Source organism: Nonomuraea jiangxiensis, assembly GCF_900099965.1.
GTDB lineage: Bacteria > Actinomycetota > Actinomycetes > Streptosporangiales > Streptosporangiaceae > Nonomuraea > Nonomuraea jiangxiensis.
This window is the reverse complement of record NZ_FNDJ01000015.1, coordinates 36,224-59,392: the sequence shown is the minus strand read 5'-3', so window position 1 is coordinate 59,392 and position 23,169 is coordinate 36,224. Positions and strand designations below refer to the sequence as shown.

19 protein-coding genes are annotated in these 23,169 nt (G+C 69.9%); 10 read left to right on the top strand and 9 right to left on the bottom strand.

The genetic code is table 11. The features are described 5' to 3' along the window. The first annotated feature begins 196 nt into the window (after window positions 1–196). Window positions 197–2,734, top strand: a complete 2,538-nt coding sequence (locus BLS95_RS30780) for a hypothetical protein (protein WP_143043924.1) — start codon at window positions 197–199, stop codon at window positions 2,732–2,734. 91 nt (window positions 2,735–2,825) lie between these two features. Beyond that, complete coding sequence (locus tag BLS95_RS30775; RefSeq protein ID WP_090939192.1) at window positions 2,826–3,032, top strand: hypothetical protein; 207 nt, start codon at window positions 2,826–2,828, stop codon at window positions 3,030–3,032. Here the strand turns inward: BLS95_RS30775 and BLS95_RS30770 are convergent. Then, entirely contained in the window at window positions 2,935–3,282 is a 348-nt protein-coding gene (locus BLS95_RS30770) for a class I SAM-dependent methyltransferase (RefSeq protein ID WP_090939743.1), read from the bottom strand. The genes BLS95_RS30775 and BLS95_RS30770 overlap by 98 nt on opposite strands. Window positions 3,283–3,695: 413 nt before the next feature. On the opposite strand from BLS95_RS30770, the gene BLS95_RS54490 reads away from it, so the two are divergent. The 4 genes from BLS95_RS54490 (at window position 3,696) to BLS95_RS30745 (ending at window position 7,493) form a co-directional block, all read left to right on the top strand. Next, window positions 3,696–4,073, top strand: a complete 378-nt coding sequence (locus tag BLS95_RS54490; protein ID WP_143043923.1) for a hypothetical protein — start codon at window positions 3,696–3,698, stop codon at window positions 4,071–4,073. Between the two features lie 285 nt (window positions 4,074–4,358). Further along, window positions 4,359–5,309 (top strand): YbgA family protein, encoded by a 951-nt coding sequence (locus tag BLS95_RS30755; protein WP_090939740.1) that lies wholly within the window; start codon window positions 4,359–4,361, stop codon window positions 5,307–5,309. Window positions 5,310–5,406: 97 nt separating this feature from the next. After that, complete coding sequence (locus BLS95_RS30750; RefSeq protein ID WP_090939185.1) at window positions 5,407–6,705, top strand: family 4 glycosyl hydrolase; 1,299 nt, start codon at window positions 5,407–5,409, stop codon at window positions 6,703–6,705. An 8-nt stretch (window positions 6,706–6,713) separates the two neighbouring features. After that, the gene (locus BLS95_RS30745) at window positions 6,714–7,493 is read left to right on the top strand and encodes a DeoR/GlpR family DNA-binding transcription regulator (protein WP_218136061.1); all 780 of its coding nucleotides are present in this window, start codon (window positions 6,714–6,716) and stop codon (window positions 7,491–7,493) included. Window positions 7,494–7,541: 48 nt separating this feature from the next. On the opposite strand, the gene melA is transcribed toward BLS95_RS30745, so the two are convergent. Together melA and BLS95_RS30735 are read right to left on the bottom strand one after the other, a co-directional pair. Continuing rightward, window positions 7,542–8,810 (bottom strand): alpha-glucosidase/alpha-galactosidase, encoded by a 1,269-nt coding sequence (gene melA, locus BLS95_RS30740; RefSeq protein ID WP_090939178.1) that lies wholly within the window; start codon window positions 8,808–8,810, stop codon window positions 7,542–7,544. Continuing rightward, entirely contained in the window at window positions 8,807–9,856 is a 1,050-nt protein-coding gene (locus BLS95_RS30735) for a carbohydrate kinase family protein (protein ID WP_218136060.1), read from the bottom strand. Before BLS95_RS30735 ends, melA begins: the two co-directional genes overlap by 4 nt. A gap of 116 nt (window positions 9,857–9,972) precedes the next feature. Here BLS95_RS30735 and BLS95_RS30730 point away from each other — a divergent pair, with 116 nt between their 5' ends. From BLS95_RS30730 to BLS95_RS30720, 3 genes are read left to right on the top strand one after another with little or no spacing between them, the layout of a single operon-like run. Further along, window positions 9,973–11,271 (top strand): ABC transporter substrate-binding protein, encoded by a 1,299-nt coding sequence (locus BLS95_RS30730; protein WP_090939170.1) that lies wholly within the window; start codon window positions 9,973–9,975, stop codon window positions 11,269–11,271. A gap of 2 nt (window positions 11,272–11,273) precedes the next feature. Further along, the gene (locus BLS95_RS30725; RefSeq protein ID WP_090939167.1) at window positions 11,274–12,212 is read left to right on the top strand and encodes a carbohydrate ABC transporter permease; all 939 of its coding nucleotides are present in this window, start codon (window positions 11,274–11,276) and stop codon (window positions 12,210–12,212) included. Further along, complete coding sequence (locus BLS95_RS30720) at window positions 12,212–13,051, top strand: carbohydrate ABC transporter permease (RefSeq protein WP_090939165.1); 840 nt, start codon at window positions 12,212–12,214, stop codon at window positions 13,049–13,051. The genes BLS95_RS30725 and BLS95_RS30720 overlap by 1 nt, the downstream gene beginning before the upstream one ends. 63 nt (window positions 13,052–13,114) lie before the next feature. Here BLS95_RS30720 and BLS95_RS30715 read toward each other — a convergent pair whose 3' ends face one another. The 4 genes from BLS95_RS30715 to BLS95_RS30700 form a co-directional block, all read right to left on the bottom strand. After that, window positions 13,115–13,531, bottom strand: coding sequence for an SPW repeat protein (locus tag BLS95_RS30715; RefSeq protein ID WP_218136059.1), 417 nt, complete (start codon window positions 13,529–13,531; stop codon window positions 13,115–13,117). A 128-nt stretch (window positions 13,532–13,659) separates the two neighbouring features. Beyond that, complete coding sequence (locus tag BLS95_RS30710; RefSeq protein ID WP_143043922.1) at window positions 13,660–13,938, bottom strand: hypothetical protein; 279 nt, start codon at window positions 13,936–13,938, stop codon at window positions 13,660–13,662. A gap of 98 nt (window positions 13,939–14,036) precedes the next feature. Continuing rightward, window positions 14,037–14,471, bottom strand: a complete 435-nt coding sequence (locus BLS95_RS30705) for a CBS domain-containing protein (protein WP_090939157.1) — start codon at window positions 14,469–14,471, stop codon at window positions 14,037–14,039. 171 nt (window positions 14,472–14,642) lie between these two features. After that, window positions 14,643–16,502: a DUF2264 domain-containing protein gene (locus tag BLS95_RS30700; protein WP_090939154.1), complete on the bottom strand. Its 1,860-nt coding sequence runs from the start codon at window positions 16,500–16,502 to the stop codon at window positions 14,643–14,645. Between the two features lie 422 nt (window positions 16,503–16,924). On the opposite strand from BLS95_RS30700, the gene BLS95_RS59905 reads away from it, so the two are divergent. Beyond that, on the top strand, window positions 16,925–17,284 hold the full coding sequence (locus tag BLS95_RS59905) for a DUF6082 family protein (protein WP_425434757.1): 360 nt from the start codon (window positions 16,925–16,927) through the stop codon (window positions 17,282–17,284). A gap of 100 nt (window positions 17,285–17,384) precedes the next feature. Here the strand turns inward: BLS95_RS59905 and BLS95_RS57060 are convergent, their stop codons facing one another. Then, entirely contained in the window at window positions 17,385–19,100 is a 1,716-nt protein-coding gene (locus BLS95_RS57060; protein WP_218136058.1) for a discoidin domain-containing protein, read from the bottom strand. 162 nt (window positions 19,101–19,262) lie between these two features. After that, window positions 19,263–23,159 carry a cellulase family glycosylhydrolase gene (locus tag BLS95_RS58185; RefSeq protein WP_245765384.1) on the bottom strand — a complete coding sequence of 1,299 codons (3,897 nt, stop codon included), beginning with the start codon at window positions 23,157–23,159 and terminating at the stop codon, window positions 19,263–19,265. Between the last annotated feature and the right edge of the window lie 10 nt (window positions 23,160–23,169).

Genomic DNA, 23,169 nt, shown 5'->3' with positions numbered 1-23,169 from the left:
ATTGGGATATAAGGACCCAATTCCCCAGGGCTGAACACGCCCCTGCCCCCCGCGGGCCACAGCATGAACAAGGGACGAACGACGTATCCCCCACCACACCAGTCACGAGCCGGCGTGCGCCAGGGTTTTCCCTTGGCCACACCCTGAGGCGGCCGGTAACGTCACCCCCTAGCATGACCGCCGGAGGTGAGCCGTTGTGACGGTATCGGCGATGGCCCAGGGCGGCGACGCGGGCGAAGGGCCGGCCGGGCCGGTCGAGGCGCTCGACGGCGTGACCGAGATCCGCGTGCACGGCGTCGGCGGGTCCACCGCCGCCTACCTGCTGGGCGTGCCCGACCCCGTACAGGTGGCGGGCGACCGGTCCGCCGGCTTCCACCGCACCCGCGACGCCGCCGGCCGGCACCAGGAGGCCTACGCCTGGGGCGGGCTGACCTCGCGCAGCGGCACGCGGGTGCTGTGGCTGCTGCTCCTGCCGTTCCTGCTGGCGAACATGGCCGGATGGATGTGCTCGGAGCTGCTGCTGACCCGGCCGGCGCGCTTCGCGCTGCACCGCGCAGTGACCAGGATCGCGGCGCTGGTGGTGACGCTGAACTACATGCTGCTGGCGAGCTGGATCCCCATCGACTACGTGGGCTACCAGTGCGGCGCCGACCAGAAATGCTCCGAGACGTGGTGGCTGCAGCCCTTCCAGGCCATGAGCGACCTGCCCTCGCGCCGGATGGCGCTGGCCGCGGTCGTGCCGCTGGCGGCGATCCTCGTGCTGTGGTTCGTGGCGGCCAGGTCGGTACGCCGGTTCGAGGCCGTGCCACCCCTGGTGAAGGAGGGGCTCGAACCCCTGAAGGAGCCCGGGAAGGGCGCGGCGGTGCTTCCCGGCCTGGCCGATCGGCGATTCTGGCACGGGCGGCGGGTGGCGGCCAGGCTGGGAGCCGCGCACACGGCGGCGGCGCTGGCCGGGCTGGCCGCGCTGCTCTCCTGGCTGACCCACGCGCTGGCCGCCGAGGCCGGCCGGGCGGAGCCGGTGGGCGTCCCGCTGCTGGTGGCGTGCGCGCTGGTGCTGCTCGCCGCCGTGGTGGCGGTGGCGGCCGAGACCGACAGCAGGTGGCCGGACACGGTCGCGGTGTGGGCGCGCGGGGTGGCGTGCGTGCTGACGCCGGCGGCGTTCGCCCTGGCCGTGCTGCAGCCCGCCGGCCAGCCGCGGGACATCGCCGAGCCGCCGGGCCTGGACCTGGCGGTGAACACCCTGTACGGCGCGGTGTTCGGCGTGCTCGGCCTGGTGCTGCTGACGGTCCTCGCCGGCTACGTGCGCAGGGAGGCGGATCCGGCCCTTCGCAGGGCTCGCAGGCAGAGCCTGCTGCGGGCGGTCCTGTTCGGACTCGCCGCGGCGGCGGCGCTCTGGCTGGCCTACACGTGGGAGGCCTTCGCGGCCCGGCTGGCCGCGGCGTTCCTGCTGCTGCTGGTGTTCGTGGCGATCGGGCTGCGGTCGAAGCGGACGCCCGGCCGGTTCCGGTGGGGGGCGCCCTTCGTGGTGCTGGCGCTGGCGGTCGCGACCCTGAACACCTTCATGATCGGCGTGCTGATCAAGGTGGCCGACCTCCTCGGCGAGGTGCGCTATCCGGACTTCCGGTACGGCCCCACGTCGGAGCCGGTCATCGTGATCTTCTCGGTGATCCGGCCACTCACCCCCTACCTGGTCTTCACGCCCGTGCTGATCCTGGTGCTGTTCTTCCTCTGGCAGCTCGGCGCGTTCCTCGTCGCCAGGCGCACCGGCGCGAAGGGGGTACGCGAGGAGTACGAGGAGCGGGAGCGGAAGCGCCCGCCCGAGCCTGAGCGGCTCGCCGTGTGGACGGCCTCGGCGGTGGCGGACGAGGCGATCAGGAATCCGGCGGCCGAGGACCCGCTGGGCGGGCGGCCGTGGGCGGGCGACGTGGCCGGATGGCGGCGGCTCGGCCGGGCGACGCTCGACCTGGACCTGCTGTTCAGCGGGACCGCCGTGGTGGGCGCGTTCCTGCTCGTGTCGCTGCAGATCCACATCTGGGTCAAGGGCGGCGCGGACGACCTGCCCGCCTGGCTGATCGGGCTGGGCACCACCGTCGCCGCGTTGCTGCCGGTGCTGATGTTCCTGGTGATCCGGTGGGGGTTGAACAATCCGAAGAACCGCCAGGTGATCGCCGTGCTGTGGGACGTGGGCACCTTCTGGCCGCGGGCCTTCCACCCGTTCGCGCCGCCGTCGTACGCCGAGCGGGCGGTGCCCGACCTGCAGCGGCGCATCTGGTGGCTGCACGACAACGGGGGCTCGGTGGTGCTCACCGCGCACAGCCAGGGCTCGCTGCTCGCCGTCGCCGCGCTCGCCCAGGCCGACTGCCGGGCCGACGACGACCGGGTGGCGCTGGTGACCCTGGGCTCGCCGCTGTGCAAGCTGTACGAGTGGGTCTTCCCGGCGTACTTCAACCACCACCTGCTGGAGAACCTTCGGGTCACGTCGTGGTGCAACCTCTACTACGAGACCGACTACATCGGCGGCACGGTCAACCGGCCCGATTGCGACTCCCTCCAGCCCGACCCGCCGTCCAGCCTGTTCCGGTACGGTGAGCCGCCTCCCCGGGTGGGCAGCCACACGGGCTACTGGGAGGATCCGGCACTGTGGCAGGCCGTGGGCGACGCGGTGTCCCGGCTGCGCGAGCGGGGCGCGCCGCCGCGCGCAGACGACGTGGCAACGGGTGCGACGCGGTCGTGATCGCGGTCCGGGGCCGCGTCCCCGCGAGTAAGCGGGGAATTGCCGGATTTTGTCGCGAGAATTATCAATAGACACCTGCCTGGCTGAGGTCATGTCCATACCAGGGGCGCTGGACGCCATGCTGGTCGACCACACCAGCGGCATGGCGGTCGCGTTCAGCCGCGCTTCGGGAGTGGAGGCCGACCGGTCGGCCGCGGCCCTCACGGAGGCGTTGCGGGCCACGACCGACGGACTCGCCCGCTCGTCCCCGAGCGAGGTCGTCGCTGCGGGTCGCGCCCGGCGAAGTCGGTTTGGATGATGGTGACCGCACCATCGTCGGCGAAGCGCTCCACCGCAGCGCGGGCAGTTGCGGAATCGGGTTCAAGCCCGGTGACGGTGACCGCGCGCCGGCGCAACAGGGCAACGAGGTTCCCCGTGCCACACCCGACGTCGAGAACGTGGCGGGCCCCAGACGCGGCCACCTGGCCCGCGACCCAGCGGCCGTAGTGATCGTTGTGACTCCACGGGTGCCGTTGGTTGAAGCGGGCGAGGCGAGACAGCAGCGACATGATCATAACTACAACGATCCACTACTCAAGCTCATAACGGCCCCCAAAGGGACGGTTGCGCTTGTAGTCGCCGCAGCCGCCGCGCTCGCCTCAGCAGCTGGGGAAAAGACGCCGAGCGCACTGGTAAGGGCGAACTTGACGCGCTTAACACGTGAAGACATGACCTTCCATTGTGTGTCTTGGGCCAGCCGAAGACGCCGGCCCGATAAGCGTCGTCATTTCCGCAGAATGAAGGCGGATAAGCCACCCATCCGCCTCCGGCGACCCATCCATCCTGGGCAGGGTCGCGCGTCACCGTTTGCCGCCGTTGCCGTGGCACGGATTGCCAAGCACCTGACGCTCAGCGTCAATGCTTTACCGAGTAGGCGTCCTATCGTTATCAAAGTCGGCAGAACCCGAGCGAGAGGGAGTACATGAAAAGGATCGGCCTGATGATGGGCTCCATACTGGCCGCGACGGTCGCAACCGCCCTCATCAATCCTCCGGCGGCATACGCCCACGACAGGTACGAGGTTCTCTGGACAAACAGCAACACCATCATCCGAGCCAAGGGAAACGTCACGACCAACCACACCAAAATTACGGTGTGCGACATGAACGATGACGGGCTGGGAGTCCGGATTCATTACTGGACGGACGCCAACGGGTACGACATCGTCGGGGACGCCAACGGTTACCCCGAGCCCTGCGGCTCCGAGTTCGCATATGACCGCGGTCACGTGACCAGCTGGAAGATTTGCGCCGGCAAGAATGGCGCGGACACTTACTGCACGCCTGTCTACGCCGCCTAGCACGGGTCGTTCGCCGAGTTGACGCCCCGCTCGGCCAACTCCCCGGCTCCCTCGATTCGGGGAGTTGGCCGGCCCCTTCAGAGGATGTCCGACCGTGCGTTCGTGCATCGTGCGCAGCGGGCGGGTGCTGGGGGTCACGTCGGTGCTCGGTGTCGTCATCGACGAAGGGTAGGGTGACGTTACGGGCTGTATGTGTGCGGTGACCACAGCGACACCGGCTCCATCCAGGGTGTCCTGGTGTCCGGCAGGCGGGCGGGCCGGTCCGGTGGAGCCGAAGGGGTGATCATGGAGTACGGCAGGCCCCGGCTCGCGGTGTCGAGTTGCCTGCTCGGCGAGCCGGTCCGGCACAACGGTGAGCACTGCAGGGCCCGGTTCCTGACCGACGTCTTGGCGCCGTTCGTGGACTGGGTGGCGATCTGCCCGGAGATGGAGCTCGGCCTCGGCGCGCCCCGCGAGACGCTGCGGCTGGAGCGTTCGGCGGAGGGTCCGCGCCTGATGACGCGCAGGTCCCGCCGGGACCTCACGCCCGCGATGACGGCGCTGGCCGCGGGCCGGGCCGCGACCCTGCACGTGGACGGCTACGTCTTCAAGGCCAAGAGCCCGAGCTGTGGCATCCACGGCATCCCGCTCTACGCCGGCGACACGGCCGTGGACCGGCGCCGGCGCGGCCTGTTCGCCGACGCCGTGATCCGGTCGCATCCGCTGCTGCCGGTCGAGGACGACGGGCGGCTGAACGACGCCGTGCTGCGCGAGGCGTTCGTCGAGCGGGTCTTCGCCCACGCCCGTCTGCGGGCCCTCATGCGGGGCGGCCCACGGCCCGGGGACCTGGTGGCGTTCCACTCGCGGCACAAGATGCAGCTCCTGGCCCACTCCCCGGCCGGCTACCGGGAGACCGGCCGGCTGGTGTCCCAGGCCGGCCTCCGTGACCGGGCGGAGCTGATGGACGGCTACAGCCAGGCGTTCCGCAGGACACTGGCCGTCCGCTCCTCGGTCGGCCGCCACGTCAACGTGCTGCAGCACTGCCTGGGCATGGTGAGCGACCGGCTCGACGACGCCCGCCGGGCCGATCTCGCCGAGGTCATCGGGTCCTACCAGCGCCGGGAGGTGGCGCTCAGCGCGCCGCTGGCGTTGCTGCGCCACCACGCCCTCGGGGTGTCGGCCACGTACGTGCAGGAGCAGACCTACTTCGCGCCGTACCCCGAGCAGCTCGGCCTGCGGAACCACATAGCCGCCTGAACGGAATGACAGCAGCCCCACGCGTGCGCATATATGCCGGTAAATCCCTCCGAATCGAAGCCTCTGCGCAGGGCGCGTGGCATGCCATACTTCGGGGATGGCGCGGATCGTCTTCATCGGGGTCGGTGACGTGGAGTTGATGCGCCGCGTCGTGTCCGCCCTGTCGCTCGCCTCCGAGCTCCACGGCGAGCTGGAGATCGTGCTGCACGACGACGACCCGAGCCGGCTGGCCACGGCGGAGACGCTCGTGCGCGCGCTCGACGCCGAGGCGGGCGCGGCGGCGAAGATCCGCAGCGTCTTCGACCGGCGGCAGGCGCTCGCCGGCGCCGACTTCGTGGTGTGCCACCTCGACGTCGGCGGCTTCGAGGCGACCCTGCGCGACTTCGAGATCCCGCACCGCTACGGGCTGCGCCAGACCATCGGCGACACCATCGGCATCGGCGGCGTCTTCCGCGGCCTGCGCACGATCCCGGTGCTGGTCGGGCTGGCCGCCGAGATGGCCGCGCAGTGCCCGGACGCCTGGCTGCTGAGCTGCAACGACCCGATGGCGATGACCGGCTGGGCGATCCACGAGGCCACGGGGATGGAACGGTTCGCCGGTCTGTGCCACTCGGTGTGCGACACCCACGCCTACCTGGCGGACCTGGTCGGGCGCGGCCAGGACGAGGTGACCTTCCTCAGCGCCGGGCTCAACCACCAGTCGTTCGTGCTGCGGTTCGAGGCGGGAGGCCGCTCGCTCTATCCCGACCTCGACGCGGTGCTGGACGGCGATCCGCAGCTCAGGCGGCACGTACGCGTGGAGCTCTACCGCAAGTTCGGCTACTTCCCCACGCAGTCGAGCGAGCACGCGGCCGAATACGTGCCCTGGATCATGCGCCATGCCGAGGAGACCGCCCGGCTCGGCGTCCCCGTCGAGGAATACCTGCGCCGCGTCGGCAAGAGCCTGCACCTCTACGAGGAGACCCGGCGCGCGCTCTCGGCGGGACACCCGCTGCTCATCAGATGGCAGCACCAGGAGCCGGCCGCCGCCGCGATCCTCGCGATGCTGACCGGCGAGGAGAAGGAGATCTACGTCAACGTGGCCAACCACGGCCTCATCGGCAACCTGCCCGAGGGCTGCTGCGTGGAGGTGCCGGCCCTGGCCGGGACGGGCGGGATGCGCCCGCGGGCGGTCGGCGACCTGCCGGTCCAGCTCGCCGCGCTCAACCGCACGTTCCTGAACGTGGTGGAGCTGACCGTGCGCGCGGTGCTCGACGGCGACCGCGGGCACATCTACCACGCGGCGATGCTCGACCCGAACACGGCGGCCACGCTGCCGCTGCCCGCGATCCAGTCGCTGTGCGACGAGCTGATCGAGGCGCACGGCGACCTGCTGCCGCAGGCGGTCCGCGCATGATCGAGTCGATGCCGACCGAGGTCCGGCGCGAACGCATGCTGGCGTTACTGACCGAGCAGGAGTTCGCCCGGGTCGCCGAGCTGGCGGAGGCGTTCGGGGTGTCCAGCGTGACGGTCCGGGCCGACCTGGACGCGCTGGAGGAGCAGGGCAAGGTACGCCGGGTGCGCGGCGGAGCGGTGTCGGCCGCGCCCGCGCCGCACGTGGAGGCTTCGTTCGAGCTGTCGCTGGGCACGGCGGCGGTGGAGAAGTCGCTCATCGCGAAGGTGGCCGCGCGCCTGGTCGGGTCCGGGGAGAGCGTGCTGATGGGGGCGGGCACGACGACCGCCTCCGTGGCCAGGGAGCTGGTCGCGCGCTCCGACCTGACGGAGGTGACCGTGTTCACCAACGGCCTGCGTACGGCGCTGGAGCTGGAGCCCGCGCTGCCCCGGATCTCGGTCGTGGTGACGGGCGGCAGCCTGCGGCGTCAGCAGCACTCGCTGGTCGACCCGCTGGGCGGCAAACTGCTGGAGGGCATCCGCGCCCACACCGCCATCCTGAGCTGCGGCGGGGTGGACGCGGTCGCCGGGGTGACGAACGTGAGCCTGCCCGACGCGGAGATGAAGCAGCGCATGCTCCGCGCCGCGGCCAGGAAGATCCTGGTCGTCGACTCCTCCAAGCTGGGCGTGGTGGAGATGGCGCCGATCTGCGCGATCGGCGACATCGACCTGCTGATCACCGGCGAGTCGGCCGACCCGGAGGTCGTCGCCGCGCTGCGCGACAAGGGCCTGGAGATCGAGGTCGCCCGCTGACCGGCCCCGGCGCCACCCGGGGTCGCGGACGTCCGTTCGGCGGTGGCGTCAGAGTCTGAGGGACTCGGGGAGCAGGTCGCCGTGGGCGCGCGTCAGGTCGTCGGCCAGCCGCCAGATGTCCTCCAGCGGGAGCGACGCGGCGGTGTTCGGGTCGACCATCAGGGCGTGCCTGACATGCTCGGGCCGGCCTTCGAGCGCCGCGCGCACCGTCAGCTCGTTGACGCTCACGTAGCTCCGGTTCAGCGCCGCGCACTGCGGGGGCAGGGCACCGATCGCGGTGGGGCGCACGCCGGTGGCGTCCACCGCGCAGGGGACCTCCACCACGCAGCCGGGCGGCAGGTTCGAGATCAGCCCGTCGTTGACGACGTTGCCGTAGACGACCCGGGGCGTGCCGGTGACGATGCTGTGGATGATCTGCGGGGCGTACTCGTCGGTGCCGGCGAGGTCGAGTTCGCCGCCGTTCCGTACGAGGTCGCGGGTGAGCTCGTACTGGCGCAGGTTCTGCTCGCTGACCCGCAGGTACTCCCCCACCGGGATGCGCAGCCGGTCGAGCTCGGCGTCGTGGTGCATCAGCCAGGGGACGTACTCGGCCGAGTGCTCACTCGTCTCCGTCGGGTAGTAGCCGAGCCGCCGGTACATGTCGATCCGCACCCGCCGCCGCAGCTCGGGGTCGTCGGCGTCGAGGCGCGGATAGAGGTCCTCTCCGTCGCGCTCGAAGCGCAGCACCCACGCCTGGTGGTTCACCCCTGCCGCGACGTAGGAGATCTCCTCGTACGGCACCGACACCAGTTCGGCGAGCCCCCGCATGGTCCAGTAGACCGAGTGGCAGAGGCCGACGACGTTCCTGACCTTGCCGGACAGGTACCAGACGTTCATGGCCATCGGGTTGGTGTAGTTGAGCAGCAGCGTGTCGGGGCACACGGCGGCGATGTCCGCGGCCAGCGCGTCCAGCAGGGGGAACGTGCGCAGGGCGCGGAACACGCCGCCGACGCCGATGGTGTCGGCGATGGTCTGGCGCAGGCCGTATCTGGCGGGGATCTCGAAGTCGGTGACGGTGGCGTCGTAGCCGCCGACCTGGACCATGTTGATCACGAAGTCGGCCCCGTCGAGCGCCGCGCGCCGGTCGAGGTGGGCGGTGACGGTGGCCGCGCCGTTCGTGATGCGGCGGGCCACGGCCTCGGCCACCTGGAGGCGTTCGGCGTCGATGTCGTGCAGGGCGATGTGTGTGCCGTGCAGTTCCGGAAATTTCACCAGGTCGGCGAGCAGGCCCTGGGTGAAGACGACGCTTCCCGCCCCGACGAACACGATCTTCTTCATCTGGTTGCTTCCTCCCAGGTGGGCTGCGCCGCGGTGCCCCCCGCGGCGCGGGTGGAAAGGGTGCCGCAGGCCACGGCCACGGCGAGGCTGCGCCGGAGCGGGAGACCGCGCAGCAGCGCGGCCAGCAGCCCGGCGTTGAAGCTGTCGCCCGCGCCGACGGCGTCGACCACGGTCGCGGGCCGGGCGGGCGTCTCGATGAACTCGCCGTCGGCGAAGGCGAGCGCGCCCCGCCCGCCGCGCTTGACCACGGGCAACGTCCCCATGGCGGCCAGCGCACGCACGGCCTGCTCCAGACCCGCGGCCTCCGAGACGGCATCCGAGACGGCATCCGAGGTCTCCGCCGGGGAGCCGGCCGGACCGGTCTTGGACGCGGGAGCCGGACCGGTCCCGGACGCGGGAGCCGGAGCGGTCGCGGAGGTGGGAGCCGAGACGGACGCCGCGATGGACAGGGCCTCGGACTCGTTGGGGAGGAGCACGTCGGTGACGGGGAGCGCCTCGTCCAGCCCCGCCCACCGGCCCGCCGGGTCGTCGTTGGTGTCGAGCGAGGTGGACGCGCCCGCGGCCCGCGCCAGGCCGAACAGTCCTGGCAGCCCGGCGGCCAGCAGCGGCTGCAGGAAGTACGACGAGACGTGAACGTGCGCGGTCCGCTCGATCAGCCCCGGTGGCACGTCCGCCGCCGCGAGCCGGTCGAGGCAGCCCGGGGCGGTGAGGATGGCCCGGTCGTCGCCGTCCACCAGCACCACCGTCATGGCGGTGGGCGCGCCGGGATCGACGACGCAGCCGGACACGTCCACGCCTCCGCTTCGCAGGCAGTCCAGGACGAAGGCTCCGGCGGGGTCGTCCCCCACCCGTCCCACGAACGCGGTGCGCAACCCGAGCCTGGCGGCCCCGTACGCGGTGATCGCACCCGAGCCGCCCAGCACCAGCCCGGCCGCGGGCACGAGCTGTTCGTGCTGGCCGAACGCGGGATGACGAGGCGAACCCGACACGATCACGTCCGGATTGGCGTCGCCCACGACAAGAAGATCGAACGTCGTTCTGGACACCACGGCACAGTCCCAGGCTTTGTGAAACGTTGTCAACCCTTGCGATTCATCGAAGGTATTGACAAGACTTCGAAAGCAACCATGATTGGCTCCAACATCCGGGAGGAGCATCCACAGTGCGAAGAACAACCGTGACAGCACTGGTCGCCGCGATCACTTTGGCGGTCTCCAGCTGCGGGGGATCGCCGGAACAGGGCGCCAAGACGGTGGACCCTCAGGCGAAGGTGCAGCTCACCTGGTGGACGGGCCAGACCACCGACGCCGAGAAGATCTTGGAAGGACTGGCCGCCGAGTTCACCCGGGCGCATCCCAACGTCACCATTGACGTCTCCTCGGGCGCGTCCACCACCGACGATCTGCTGCAGAAGCTGTCGGCGGGCTTCGCCAGCGGGGTTTATCCGGATATTTCGTACGCTTTCGGGAGTTGGGCCTCGCAGCTCCAGGAGTCCGGCAAGACCCTCGACATCACGGACAAGGTCAAGGACCCCGCCGTCAAGTGGGAGGAGTTCCCCGCGGCCGCCCGTACCACCGTCACCCCGAACGGCCAGGTCATCGGCTTCCCCGCGATCGTGGACAACCTCGCGCTCCTCTACAACAAGTCCGTGTTCGACGCCAGGAAGGTGCCGTACCCGACCGACGACTGGACCTGGGACGACTTCAGGGCCGCGGCGAAGAAGCTGACCGACCCGGCGGAGAAGATCTACGGCACCGCCTACTCGGTGAGCGGCACCGAGGACACCACCTGGCACCTGTGGCCGCTGCTCTGGCAGCGCGGCGGCGCCATCCTGTCGGCCGACCAGAAGCAGGCCGCGTTCAACTCCCCGCAGGGGGTGGCGGCGCTGGAGTTCCTGCGGGCCATGACGATCGACGACAAGAGCGTCTACCTCGACCAGACCGACCAGCGTTACCCGGCGTTGTTCGAGGACGGCCGGATCGGCATGATCATCTCGGGCCCGTGGGAGCTCCTCCAGCTCAAGCAGAAGAAGACGAAGTACGGGGTCACCATGCTGCCCGGCACCAACGGCGACCACCAGACGGTGTCAGGCCCGGACCTGTGGGCCCTGTTCGACAACGGTGACGCCAACAAGGCCTACTGGTCCTACGAGCTGGTCAAGTGGCTCACCTCGGCCGAGGGCGACGCCAAGTGGAACCTGGTCCAGGGCAACCTGCCGCTGCGCGCCTCGGAGAAGTCGCTGCCCGCCTACGAGGAGTACGTGAAGACCTACCCGGGTGCGGAGAAGCTGGTCGCCAACCTGGACAACGCCAAGCAGGCGCGGCCCACGGTCAGCGGATACCCGGAAATGTCGAGATACGTTGGCGAGGCCATCGCCAAGGCGCTGCAGGGCGCGGCCACTCCCCAGGCCGCCCTGGACGAAGCGGCGACCAAGTCCCGCCAGGCGCTGGCCGGGGGTTGACCATGTCGCTGCTCTTCGCCGGGCGCCACCCGGCCACCCGCCGGGTGGCGCTCTCCGCCGGCCGGGCGCGGTGGCTGAGCCGCAGCCTGGTCGGCTGGGGGTTCGCCGGTCCCGCCACCGCGCTCATCATCGGCCTGTCGATCTTCCCGGCGGTCTGGGCGTTCCTCATCTCGCGCCAGAAGTGGAACGGGATCTCGCCCGCCAAGCCCATCGGCTGGCTGAACTACCAGCTCATGGCCCAGGACCCGGACCTCTTCGCGGCGGTCAGGCACACGGTCGTCTTCACGGTGCTGTTCGTACCGGCGTCGATCTTCCTCGGGATGCTCATCGCGGTCGCGCTGAACCGGCCGATCCGGCTGGTCGGCTTCTACCGTACGTGTATCTTCATCCCGTTCGTGGCCTCGGCGGCGGCCACCGGCATCCTGGCCAACTTCGTCTTCAACCCGCAGTACGGCGCGGCCAACAGCGCGCTGCGCGTGCTCGGCCTGCCGCAGCAGCAGTTCCTGGAGAGCCAGTCGCAGGCGTTGCTGGTGATCTGCCTGATCGCGCTGTGGGGCCAGGTCGGCTTCTCCGTCGTGGTGTACCTGGCCGCGCTGCAGGACATCCCCAAGGACGTCGTCGAGGCGGCGCGCATCGACGGCGCGAACAACCGCCAGGTGTTCCGGCACGTCACGCTGCCGCAGCTGGGCCCGGTCACGGTGTTCACCGCCATCTGGCAGACGATCACCGCCCTGCAGCTCTTCGACCTGGTCTTCACCACCACCAGGGGCGGCCCGCTGGGGGCGACCCAGACCATCGTGTACTACGTCTACAGCCAGGCCTTCGAGCTGTCCAAGTTCGGCTACGGCTCGGCCGTGGCCTACGGGCTGTTCGCCGTGACCCTGCTCATCACCGCCGGGATGATCCTCTACTCCCGGCGCAGCAAGATCGAGGCCTTCTGATGACCCGCCCGCCCACGTGGATCCGGCGCCTGCCGTTCAGTCCCTGGCACCTGCTGCTGATGCCGCTGGCCCTGCTGTTCGCGCTGCCGCTGGTGCAGATGGTGCTGACGGCGTTCATGCCGGACAGCGACATCAACCGGTTCCCTCCCCGGTTCATCCCGAGCCGGCTGGTCCTGAGCGGGTTCGCCGACCTGTTCGCGCAGTCCTCGGCGCTGCGCTGGCTGCTGAACACCGTCATCGTGTCCGCCATCGCCGTGCTCTCGCACCTGCTGCTCTGCTCGATGGCCGGGTACGGCTTCGCCCGGCTGAAGTTCTTCGGCAGAGGCGCCGGGTTCATGGTGATCCTGGCGACCATCATGATCCCGACGCAGCTGCTGATGATCCCGACGTACGTCCTGTTCAGCCGGATCGGCCTGATCGACACGCTGGCCGCGGCCTTCGTCCCCTGGCTGGCCTCGGCGTTCGGGATCTTCCTGATGCGGCAGTTCTTCCTCTCGCTGCCCGCCGAACTGGAGGACGCGGCCCGCATCGACGGCTGCTCGCCGTTCGGGGTGTTCTGGAGGGTCGTATTGCCGCTGGCCAGGCCCGCGCTGGCCACGCTCACCGTGTTCACCCTGCTGGGCTCGTGGAACGACCTGATCTGGCCGCTGATCGCGATCAGCAACGACCAGCTCTACACGATCCAGCTGGGGCTGGCCAACTTCCAGGGCACCAGGCACACCCAGTGGTCGCTGCTCATGGCGGGGAACGTGGTCGCCACCATGCCGCTCATCATCGCCTTCGTGGTGGCGCAGCGGCAGTTCGTGGCGACCATGTCGTTCAGCGGGCTCAAGGGCTGACGACGGGGGTGCGGTCCCTCACCCCCGCTCCGGGCCGGATGGGTGTCCGGCCCGGAGCCGCTTTCACCGCATTTTCGTCATGGCCATGCTCATGGTGACGAACCCCAGGATGGCGATGATCGCGCCGACGACCACGTTGCTGACGACCGTCGCGGTGGTCGCGGTCTCCCCCCGGATCACCCACGGCGCCACGATCGTCCAGAGCCCGATGAGCGGTGCCGTCCAGGCCAGGCCGTACGTACGGCCGAAGGCGGAGCTGAAGGCCAGCGCCAGCAGCGCCACGGTGAGGCCGGTGATCACGTTGTTCCCGGTGAGCCCGCTGTGACCGGTGAATCCCACGATCCACGGCGACGCGGCCAGGAACAGTCCGGCCAGCAGGGTCAGCCCGTCCGCGACCTGTACCGCCGGTTTCGCCGCGGCTACCTCGTACCTCTCGCGCATGCGGATGATGTCGGGATGCTGCTCCATCTGGTGGGTCATGTCGACGCCACCTCCCCCATCGAAATGACGGGACTTTTTCCCGTCGGCGCGCGTGTCCCTACCCTGACAGCCTGCGTCAATACCATTTGCTACCATTTGTTTACTCGACGAATTCGCTGCCGCCGGGGTCAGGTGTCCTCCACGGCCTCGATCCGCGGGGGCACGTCGAGCAGGCCCAGGCTGTCCTGCTCACCCCGGCGCTGGATGACCTTGTTGATCTCCTCGACCATCTCCCGCCGCGTGTAGTCGCCCTCCGGGATCTCGTTGAGGTGCGCGAGCATGTCCGCCGTCAGGCGTGTGCGCGCCGACGCGCGGCCGTAGATCTCCCGTACGGGGGCCCTGTCCTGATCGCGGTACACCTCGTCGAGGACCTGTCGCATCTCATGGGCGAATGCTGGATCCGGCATCTCTGCGTCCCCCAGGTCTCGCACTCCGCCGCGGACCGGCGCGCGCGGGGACCCCTGCCGGGCGCCCCGCGCACGCCGGCCGCGTGCGGACGTCCGCGTCAGGCGGCCGCGTAGACGCGGTGCACGAACTCGGCGAGCTTGCTGTCGGGCAGCTCCTTCGCCAGGTCGGCCTCGGTGATCATGCCCACCAGGCGGTGGTTGTCGATCACGGGCAGCCGCTTGATCTGGTGCTGCTCCATCTTCTCCAGCGCCTCCTCGACGCTGCTGCCGGCCTCCACCCACACCAGCCCGCGGGCGAACTCGCCCGCCGTGATCTGGTCGAGGTCATGGCCCTCGGCACAGCACTTGATCACGATGTCGCGGTCGGTGATGATGCCCTTCAGCCGGTCGTCCTGGCCACAGATCGGCAACGCGCCGACCGACATGTCACGCATCATCTGCGCCGCGGTACGCAGGGTGTCGTTCTCACCGACGCACTGCGCGCCCTCGTGCATCACGTCCTGAACGGTCTTGCCGACTCCTGATGTGCTCATCTCTTCCTCCCCGAGCAGGATCGGATGACCTTTCAAGGGAGCCCTACCCACCAACCCGCGTATCACTAGCGGGAACGCCAGGTCGCTCGCGGCCCGAAACCCGCCAGGGCACCCGGCAGGAAAGCTTGGCCAACTCTTTCCCCGGCATTGCCCCGGCCGGCCCGCACCTCGTCAGGCCGGCTCCCAGGTGACGGTGGTGCCGTCGGGGGCCTGGCGGGTGTAGCGGGGATGGTCGCCGAGGCGGATCTCGACCCGTTCGCCGTCGGGGAACGTGATTGCGCAGCCGTCGGCGTCGGCCCGCAGGTCGCAGGTGAGCGTGCCGTGGCCGAGGGTGACGACGCCGGCCAGCAGCATCGTGCCGCCCGGGTGGTCGGTCTCCAGGTAGGGCGTGCGCGCGTCCGGGCCGAAGGCGGTGTCCGCCGTGGACACGCCTGTGCGGAGCCAGCCGTGCAGCGGGGTGATGGCGGTGGCGGGGCCGTCGCCGGGCACGGCGTATCCGCCCTCGCGCACCGTGTGCCCGGCGGGGGCGGTGACGCGGTGCACCCGGATCTCGTGCGGGCCGTACACGATGGAGGCGCTCTCCACGGTGGCGGGCAGCGCGTCGTCGGTGGCGCGGGAGGCGGCGAAACGGTCGGTCACGGCGATGCGCTGGATGCGTCCGCGCCTGCTCGCGGTCCCGTCCGGCGCGATCACGGTGACCCGGTTGTCGATCGCACCCACGTCCGCCGCTTCCGCGGCGGCCGTCGTGCCGGTCGGCTCCGGGGCGCGGCGGGGTGTCCAGGGGCCAGGGCCGTCCACGACGGGGGCGGCGTGGGTGGCGTAGGCGAGGCGGGCGTAGTGGGGGTCGTCGTGGATGGGGGCCGGGGGCTGCGGGAGGCGGTCGCTGCCGTGGTTGAGCAGCCGTACGATGCCGTCGCGCCGGGTCGAGTGCAGCAGCCAGCCGGGCGCGGGCAGCGCCACCACCTGGTCGGCCGTGTCCACCGGGGCGGGCTCCTCGGCGGCGGTCCACACGGGATGGTCGGCGGGCAGCAGCAGCCCGAGGAAGCCCTTGCTGGCCCAGTACGGCGAGCCCGGTCCCGAGTACGGCTGGGTGACCGGCAGGTACGGGCCGTGCCAGCCCAGGCTGAGCAGCCCGTCGGGCCCCACGGCGCCACGGTCGAGGAAGTGCCGCAGGGTGCCGCTGGCCAGGCGCCGGGTGGTGCCGGGCGAGAGCGGCGTGGCGTCGAAGATCTCGCCCAGCCACAGCGGGGTCGCCGCGGCGAACCGGTACGTCAGCGACCGCCCCTGGTGCACCGGCGCGCCGTCGGAGCCGAAGAAGTGCTGGTAACCGGCCAGGAACGCACGCAGCCGCTCACGGTAGACGTCCGCGGGGGCGCCCGACATGCGCGTGTACCACAGCGTGTACAGGTGCATGGCCCAGCCGCAGTAGTAGTCGTAGTTCTGGCCGTCGCCGTCGTTGTACCAGCCGTCGCCGACGTACCAGCCCTCGACCTGCGCCAGGGCCTCCTCGATCTCGTCGGGCCGGTGCGGCGCGCCGACGTTGGCCAGGAACTGCTGGACGATCACCTTGAACAGCACCCAGTTGCACGGCCAGGCCCGCTTGCCGCTGATCCCGCCCAGCCAGCCGGCCACCCGCTCCTGGACGGCCGGGGACAGGTGGGTGTACAGGCCGCTCTCGTGCAGGGCCAGCGCGACGGAGGCGGCCTCGACGATCTGCTGGGAGTTGTCGGTGATCGCGGGCCAGGCGTACGGCGAGTTCGGGTCGGTCCCCGTGTCCAGGCCCCGCGCGTAGCGTTCGAGCAGGTCGTCCCGGCCGCGGAAGGCGGCCAGCAGGAACGTGCGGGCGAAGCCCTCCAGGCCGTCCAGTACGGGCCCCGACGCGCTCGCCGGACCCGGCAGCCGGATCTGCGCGAACCCCGGCGCCGCGTACGGCACCACGGCCTCCAGCAGCGCGTCGGCCGCCGCGAGCCAGTGCTCGCGGGTGTAACCGGTGAAGGAGGAGGTGGTCGGATCGTCGGGCGGTAATTTCACGTCATCTCCCCCGAGGTGGTAACCGGTCGCACGACGCTAGATGATCTCCGATCGGCACGTCAATCCCTCCGGGTGTTGCCCGAGCACGTCAAGACGCGGCCCGTTTGGCTGGTAGGCGACCTGGCGAAGCCCGTACCGCATGGGCTGACCCGAATGCTGACCTTCGTGCGAGAGGCAGGCTGATCCGGCTCCACCGTGACAACGTCAACCGCTGAGTGGATCATGAGGTGGTCGAGCCTTCATACCGGCAAAGGGAGATCAGATGGGGCGCTGGGCCGGCCGCACCACGATGACCTTGCTCATTCTGGTGGCGCTTCTCTTTCTTGTGACCGCGCTCATCATGTCGCCGCTAGCGTTACGGGCCCTCGCCACACTCGTCCCCCGCTCCGAATGGACTGTGCTCAGCGAGATCGGCCAAGCGTATGGCCCAGCCGCCATGCTTCTCACGGCTCTCTCGCTCATGGCCGTCGCTGCTCCGCCTCACCATAGACCAGCCCGCTCTGTTTCAAGCCGACGGCAGTAAATGGACTGGCCCCGAAGACGACTTCCCAACCAGGCTGTTGCTTGTTGCGAACGCCTGGGTCAGCCAATGGTGGTCCATGTACGCCCTCGGCCTGATGCGCGATGCCGACCTGCGGGCAACCTTAGCAGGCCATTTCGTGGAGAGATCGGCAGGCGACAACTGCACGAGCACGGATAGTCGGCATTCTCCGGCTATCGGACAGGCATGCGTTCGCATTCTGTCATGGGAGAATGACACAAATCACTGCCGGTTATCGTGAGAACGGATTGCCAGCAAGCTCGATGACCCAGCCCAGTGAACCCGGAAAGGCCGCCTCCGATGGACGGAGGCGGCCTGGGGTTCGATCTGATAGTGCGAGGTTACGGGGTGACCGGGATGTTGGTCAGGCCGGAGCGGGCGTTGGTGACGGTGTTGGAGGAGTAGACGACGTTGGGGTTGCCGCTGCACTTCGAGGTGGAGGTGATCCTGATGGCGTACGCGCCGACGCCGCCCAGGTCCGACCGGTTGGAGCGCCAGATGTTGCCGCAGCCGTTGGCGAAGGACGGGCTGGTGGAGGGGTTGTGGGTCTCGTACCCGTTGGCGAAGGTGCCGGGGGAGGAGAAGTTGCCGGTGTTGTTCTCGATCAGGTAGCCGATGCCCTTCGCGTCGACCCAGGAGTCGCCCGAGTTCTGGCCGGTGATTCCGCGGCCGTTGAAGGTGTTGCCGCGGATGACGCCGTCGAAGGTGCCTTCCTTGATGTCGATGTGCTCGGCGGCGACGTTGGGGCCGATGACGTTGTTGAGCACCCGTACGCGGTCGCTGCGGTCGACGCCGCCGGAGTTGCCGTGGCAGGACCAGTTGGAGTTGGCCGAGCCGATGTAGACGCCTTCGCCGTAGCCGGGCTGGACCAGGCCGGCGTTGTCGATGCGGGAGTTCTGGATGACGCCGTCCGCGGAGGACCTGCGGAAGTGCACGGCCTCTTCGTCGGTGTGGTGGACGTAGACCCCGTCGATGGTCACGTTGCGTGAGTTGTCGAGGACGATGCCCTTCTTGGAGTCCTTGACGGTGAAGCCGTTCAGCCTCCAGTAGTTGGCGCCGAACAGCCAGAGGCCGTAGCCGGAGTCCCAGCCGCTGGTGGGGGCGGGGCATGAGGGGGCGGTGCCGGACGGGCCGTCGTTGACCAGGACGGCGTTGGTGGGGCCGGTCAGGGTGATCGGCGCGGAGGCCGTGCCGGCGCGCTGGGCCAGGAAGGCGCCGCGGTACTCGCCGGCCGCCAGGCGGATCGTCTGGCCCGGCTGGGCGGCGGACAGCGCGGCGCTCAACTGGGCGGCGGTGGCGACGTCCACCGTGGAGCCGCCGCTGCTGCCGCCGGTCTGTACGGTGACCGCCGAACTGGCCGCCGAACGGTTGCCCGCCGCGTCACGCGCCCGGACGGTGTACGTGTACGACGTGGACACGCTCAGCCCGGTGTCCGTGTGCGAAGTGCCGGTGACCGTGGCCACCAGCGTGCTCCCCCGGTACACCTCGTAGCCGGTGACGCCCACGTTGTCGGTCGCGGCGTTCCACGCGAGGGACACGCTGCTGGAGGTCGTACCCGTCGAGCGGAGGCTGCCGGGCACGCTGGGCGCGGTGGTGTCGCCCGGGTTGCCGCCGTCCGGGGTGCCGTAGACCTCGAACTCGTACAGCGAGTAGCCGTACGGAGTGCCGCGCGTGGTGCCGTAAACGCGGACGTACCGGCCGGTGCCCGAGACGGTCAGGTCGTCGATGGTGCCGTCACCCGAGGTGGTGGAGTAGACGCTGGTCCAGGAGCTGCCGTTGGGCGAGACCTCGACCCGGTACGCCGAGCCGAACGCCACCTCCCAGTTCAGCAGCACCCGGGAGATCGTGTGCGAGCTGCCCAGGTCGATCTGGATCCACTGCGGGTCGACGCCCTCAAGCGACGCCCACCGGCTGCCGGTGTCCCCGTCCACCGCCAGGCCGGCTTCGAAGCCGGCGGCCTCGATGGAGGAGGACGTCGCGGGCTTGCCCTGGGAGACCAGCGGGTCGGCCGCGCTGCTGGACGCGATGGCGGCCGTCGGCAGTGACGCCGCCAGCATGGCCACGATTGCGAGGGTTTTCGCACGTGCGCTTGGTTTCACGAAACCACTCCGATTCTTCCGGCACGCCCGGGGCGCGCGGGTCGTACTGCGATCGGTGGGTTCACGCGAGGGCGCGTCCGGCAGGGGACGCACCCTCGCGCGTTCCGGGTGACTTCTGGATCAGAAGTCGTCAGCGGTGCGCATCCGGTCGCGGATCCAGACGCCGGCTTCCTTCAGCCTGCTCGTCCCCGCGAAGGGGCCGCCAGGGCAGGTGCCGGGGGTGAAGACCGCGCCGGTACGGGAGTCGTCGGAGTAGTTCCAGTTGACCCAACTGATCTTTTTCTGTGCCATCAGGTCGATGTACTGCTGTGACCTGCTCATGTTGTTGCCCCCGTCACCGGAGGCTTGCTGGGTGCCGAACTCGGTGACGAACATCGGCAGAAGGTCGGCCGCGCGGGACAGCGCGTTCAGGTACGGCGTGCTGTGCGAGGCCGCGTAGAAGTGGAAGACGTACATGATGTTCGTGCCGGTGACCGGGTTGGCCCGGATCGTGTCGGTCTGGTCGCCGGGGCCGGAGACGCCGAGCGAGGACCAGTCGGGGGTGCCGACCAGGATCGGGGCGTCGGGGTCCTGCTGGCGGATCACCGGGACGAGCTGGTTGGCGTAGTTGCGGATGACGGACCAGGTGACGCTGCTGCCGTTGGGCTCGTTGGCGATCTCGTACAGGATGTTCTTCTTGTTGTTGTGCCGCTGGGCGATCTCGGTGAAGAACGTCCTGGCCCGGCTGAGGTTGCAGTTCGGGTCGCCGGGGGTGAGCATGTGCCAGTCGACCAGGGCGTACATGCCGCGGGCGGTGGCCATCTCGATCAACTGGTGCACCCGGTCGGTGAACTGCCGGGGGTTGGTCTCGTAGCCGCCTTCCTGGATGTACATCGAGATCCGGAAGATGTCGGCCTTCCAGTCGTTGGCCAGGGCGTCCAGCGAGGCGTTGTTCAGGCAGTTGTCGTACCACTGGATGCCGTGGCTGCTCATGCCGCGGAGCTGGATCTGCTTGTTGTTCTCGTTGCACAGCCGGACGCCGCACACGCGGAGCTGGCCGTTGGCCGCGGCCGGGGTGCCGCCGCCGCTGCTGCCGCTGGTCTGCACGGTGAGCGCCGCGCTGGCCGGCGAGCGGTTGCCCGCGGCGTCACGTGCCCGGACGGTGTACGTGTACGACGTGGACGCGGTCAGGCCGGTGTCCGTGTGCGTGGTGCCGGTGACGGTGGCCACCTGGGTGCTGCCCCGGTAGACCTCGTAGCCGGTGACGCCGACGTTGTCGGTGGCGGCGTTCCAGGCCAGCGCGACGCTGCTGGAGGTCGTACCGGTGGAGCGCAGGTTGCCCGGGGTGGACGGCGGCGTGGTGTCGCCACCCGGGTTGCCGCCGTCCGGACGGCCGAACACGTCGAACTCGTACAGCGAGTAGCCGTACGCGGTGCCGCGCGCGGTGCCGTACAGGCGGATGTAGCGGGCGGTGCCCGAGACGGTCAGGTCGTCGATGGTGCCGTCGCCCGTGGTGGTGGAGTAGATGCTGCTCCAGTTCGTGCCGTCCGGGGAGACCTCGATCCGGTACGCCGAGCCGAAGGCCACCTCCCAGTTCAGCCGGACCCGGGAGATCGCGTACGAACCTTGCAGGTCGATCTGGATCCACTGCGGGTCGCTGCCCTCGGCCGAGGCCCAGCGGCTGACGGTGTCGCCGTCCACCGCGAGTCCGGACTCGAAGCCCGCGCCCTCGATCGACGATGCCGTGGTCGGCTTCCCTCTGGAGATGAGCCCGTCCTCGGGGCCTCCGCCGCCGGCCTGCGTCTGCGCGGTGACAGCCGCGCTGGCCGCCGACCGGTTGCCAGCGGCGTCACGCGCCCGGACGGTGTAGGTGTAGGACGTGGACGCGGTCAGGCCGGTGTCGGTGTGGCTGGTGCCGGTGACCGTGGCCACCAGCGTGCTGCCCCGGTAGACCTCGTAGCCGGTGACGCCGACGTTGTCGGTGGAGGCGTTCCAGGCCAGGGACACGCTGCTGGAGGTCGTACCCGTCGAGCGAAGGTTGCCGGGCACGCTGGGCGCGGTGGTGTCGTCGCTCGGGCCGCCGCCTCCCGACCTCAGGAAGAGCGAGCCCGTAGTGTCCGTCCTCGTGGCGTTGACGCCGGAGTTCGGGGAGTTGGCGTAGTCCACCGTCTCCCGGCCGGCCCAGTCGGGGATGGTGGCGCCGTTCACCGCGAGGTGCTGGAACGTGGCCGGGTTGCTCGCCGCGCTGCCGAACTGGTAGATCCGCTGCCGGTCCGGGTAGTACGGCTGGTACGCCCCGCCCTGCGTGGTCTGCTTGGTCAGGTCGTTGTTGTAGAACACGTTCTGCGGACCGCTCGACCCCGACCACTTGGCCGCCTTCGGTCCTGCGGCCCACCAGATCGGCCACCACGACGAGTCGTCCGGCGGCGCGCCGCCCTCGTCGCCGCAGTTGGACCGGCAGTTCTTCGAGGCGTGCTCGTACGGTACGGCCACCTTGTTCTGCTCGAACAGGTTGCGCCGCTCCCAGCCGCCGTGCACGTTGAGGTCGGAGTCGAAGTCGTTGCCGATGACGACGTTGTTCGCGGCCGACCACTGGAAGGTGAAGTGGCGCAGGTTACGGCTGGTGTTGTACGCGTACAGGGAGTCCCAGACGCGTGAGCCGCGGAAGTAGCCGTTGCCGCCCTTGCCCTTGTTCCACGAGCCGTCGAGGACCGACTCCTGGACCTGGATGTTCTTCGCGCTCTCCGTGACGATGGGGTGCGAACCGGTCATGTCCGTGCCGACCCGGCGGATCCACGAGTTGGCCGCCCACTTCAGCACGATGCCGTGCAGGGCGTACTCGGGGGCCATGTTCCCGTAGTTCTGCTGGGCCTCGGCCCGGGTCAGGTTGTACGTGCCACCACCGAGCTTGGGCATGTTGGTCATGTCCTGGGTGATGGTCAAGTCCTCGATGCCGACGCCCTGGATCGCCTTGAGCGGGGTGACCCGGCTGGGGTAGACCGTCCCGTCGATGGCCGCGGAGCCGTCGGACGTGGAGTTGAGCGGAAGGTCGTACTCCAGGGGCTTGTCGATGGTGAGGTTGCGGCCGGTGGCGTCCACCGCGGTGATCTGGAAGATCTGTTGCCGCATGTGCAGGTTCATGTACTGCTCGGTGTTGGTCACCGTCTGCTGCTGGTAGAACCTGATGCTGTTGGCCGCGCCCACCCACAGGAAGCCGCCGACCTGGAACTGGCTCATGTTGGCGTTGGTGGCCAGCCTGATCACGTTGGACCCGACGGCCGAGGCCTCCCGCAGCGGGACGCCGCTGGCCCAGTGCTGGTTGATGCTGCCTTCGAAGATGTCCTTGCGGTTGGCGGGGGCGGAGGCGTACTCGCTGGCGTACCGGCTCGCCACCTCACGCGACTGCACGCGGATCAGGCCGCGGCCGGGCCACGTCCAGCCGCCCTTGCCCGAGCCGTGCGTCGCGCCGTCCTCGTCCCAGTCGCTCCCGTCCGGGGTGAGCGTGTCGTAACGGGTGTTGGTGTCCGGACGGAAGGCCAGGATCGTCCTGCCCATGCCCGCGCCCTTGAGCACGAGGTAGCTGGCGTCCAGGCCGAGCTGCCTGGTCACGGTGATCCGGCCCTCGGGCAGGGTGATGGACGACAACCGGGTGTAGCTCGCCCCCGGGGTGCAGTTGGTCCTGATCTGGTCGATCGCGGCCTGCAGCCCGGTGGTGGCGTCGGCCCCGCCGGCCCGTACGTTGAACTGGCTGGCCAACTCGTCCGCGGTGATGTGGCAGGCGGCGTCGGGGTGCGCCTGGGCCGCCTCCGGCAGGGCCATGCCTCCGCGATAGCCCGCCTTGCTCCAGTCGGGCAGGCCGGTGACGGGCGCGCGGCGGTTGGCGCTGGTCAGGTCGGGAATCGCAGCGTTGGCGCCGACCGCGGCAGCGGCGGCGGTCTTGGCCTTGGTCGCCTTGGGTTCGGTGGTCGCCGCGGCCGGGGAGACCGCGCCGGCCAGGGGCTGTACGGCGAGCGTGAGCACTGTGACAGCGGCCGCCACTAACGAACGG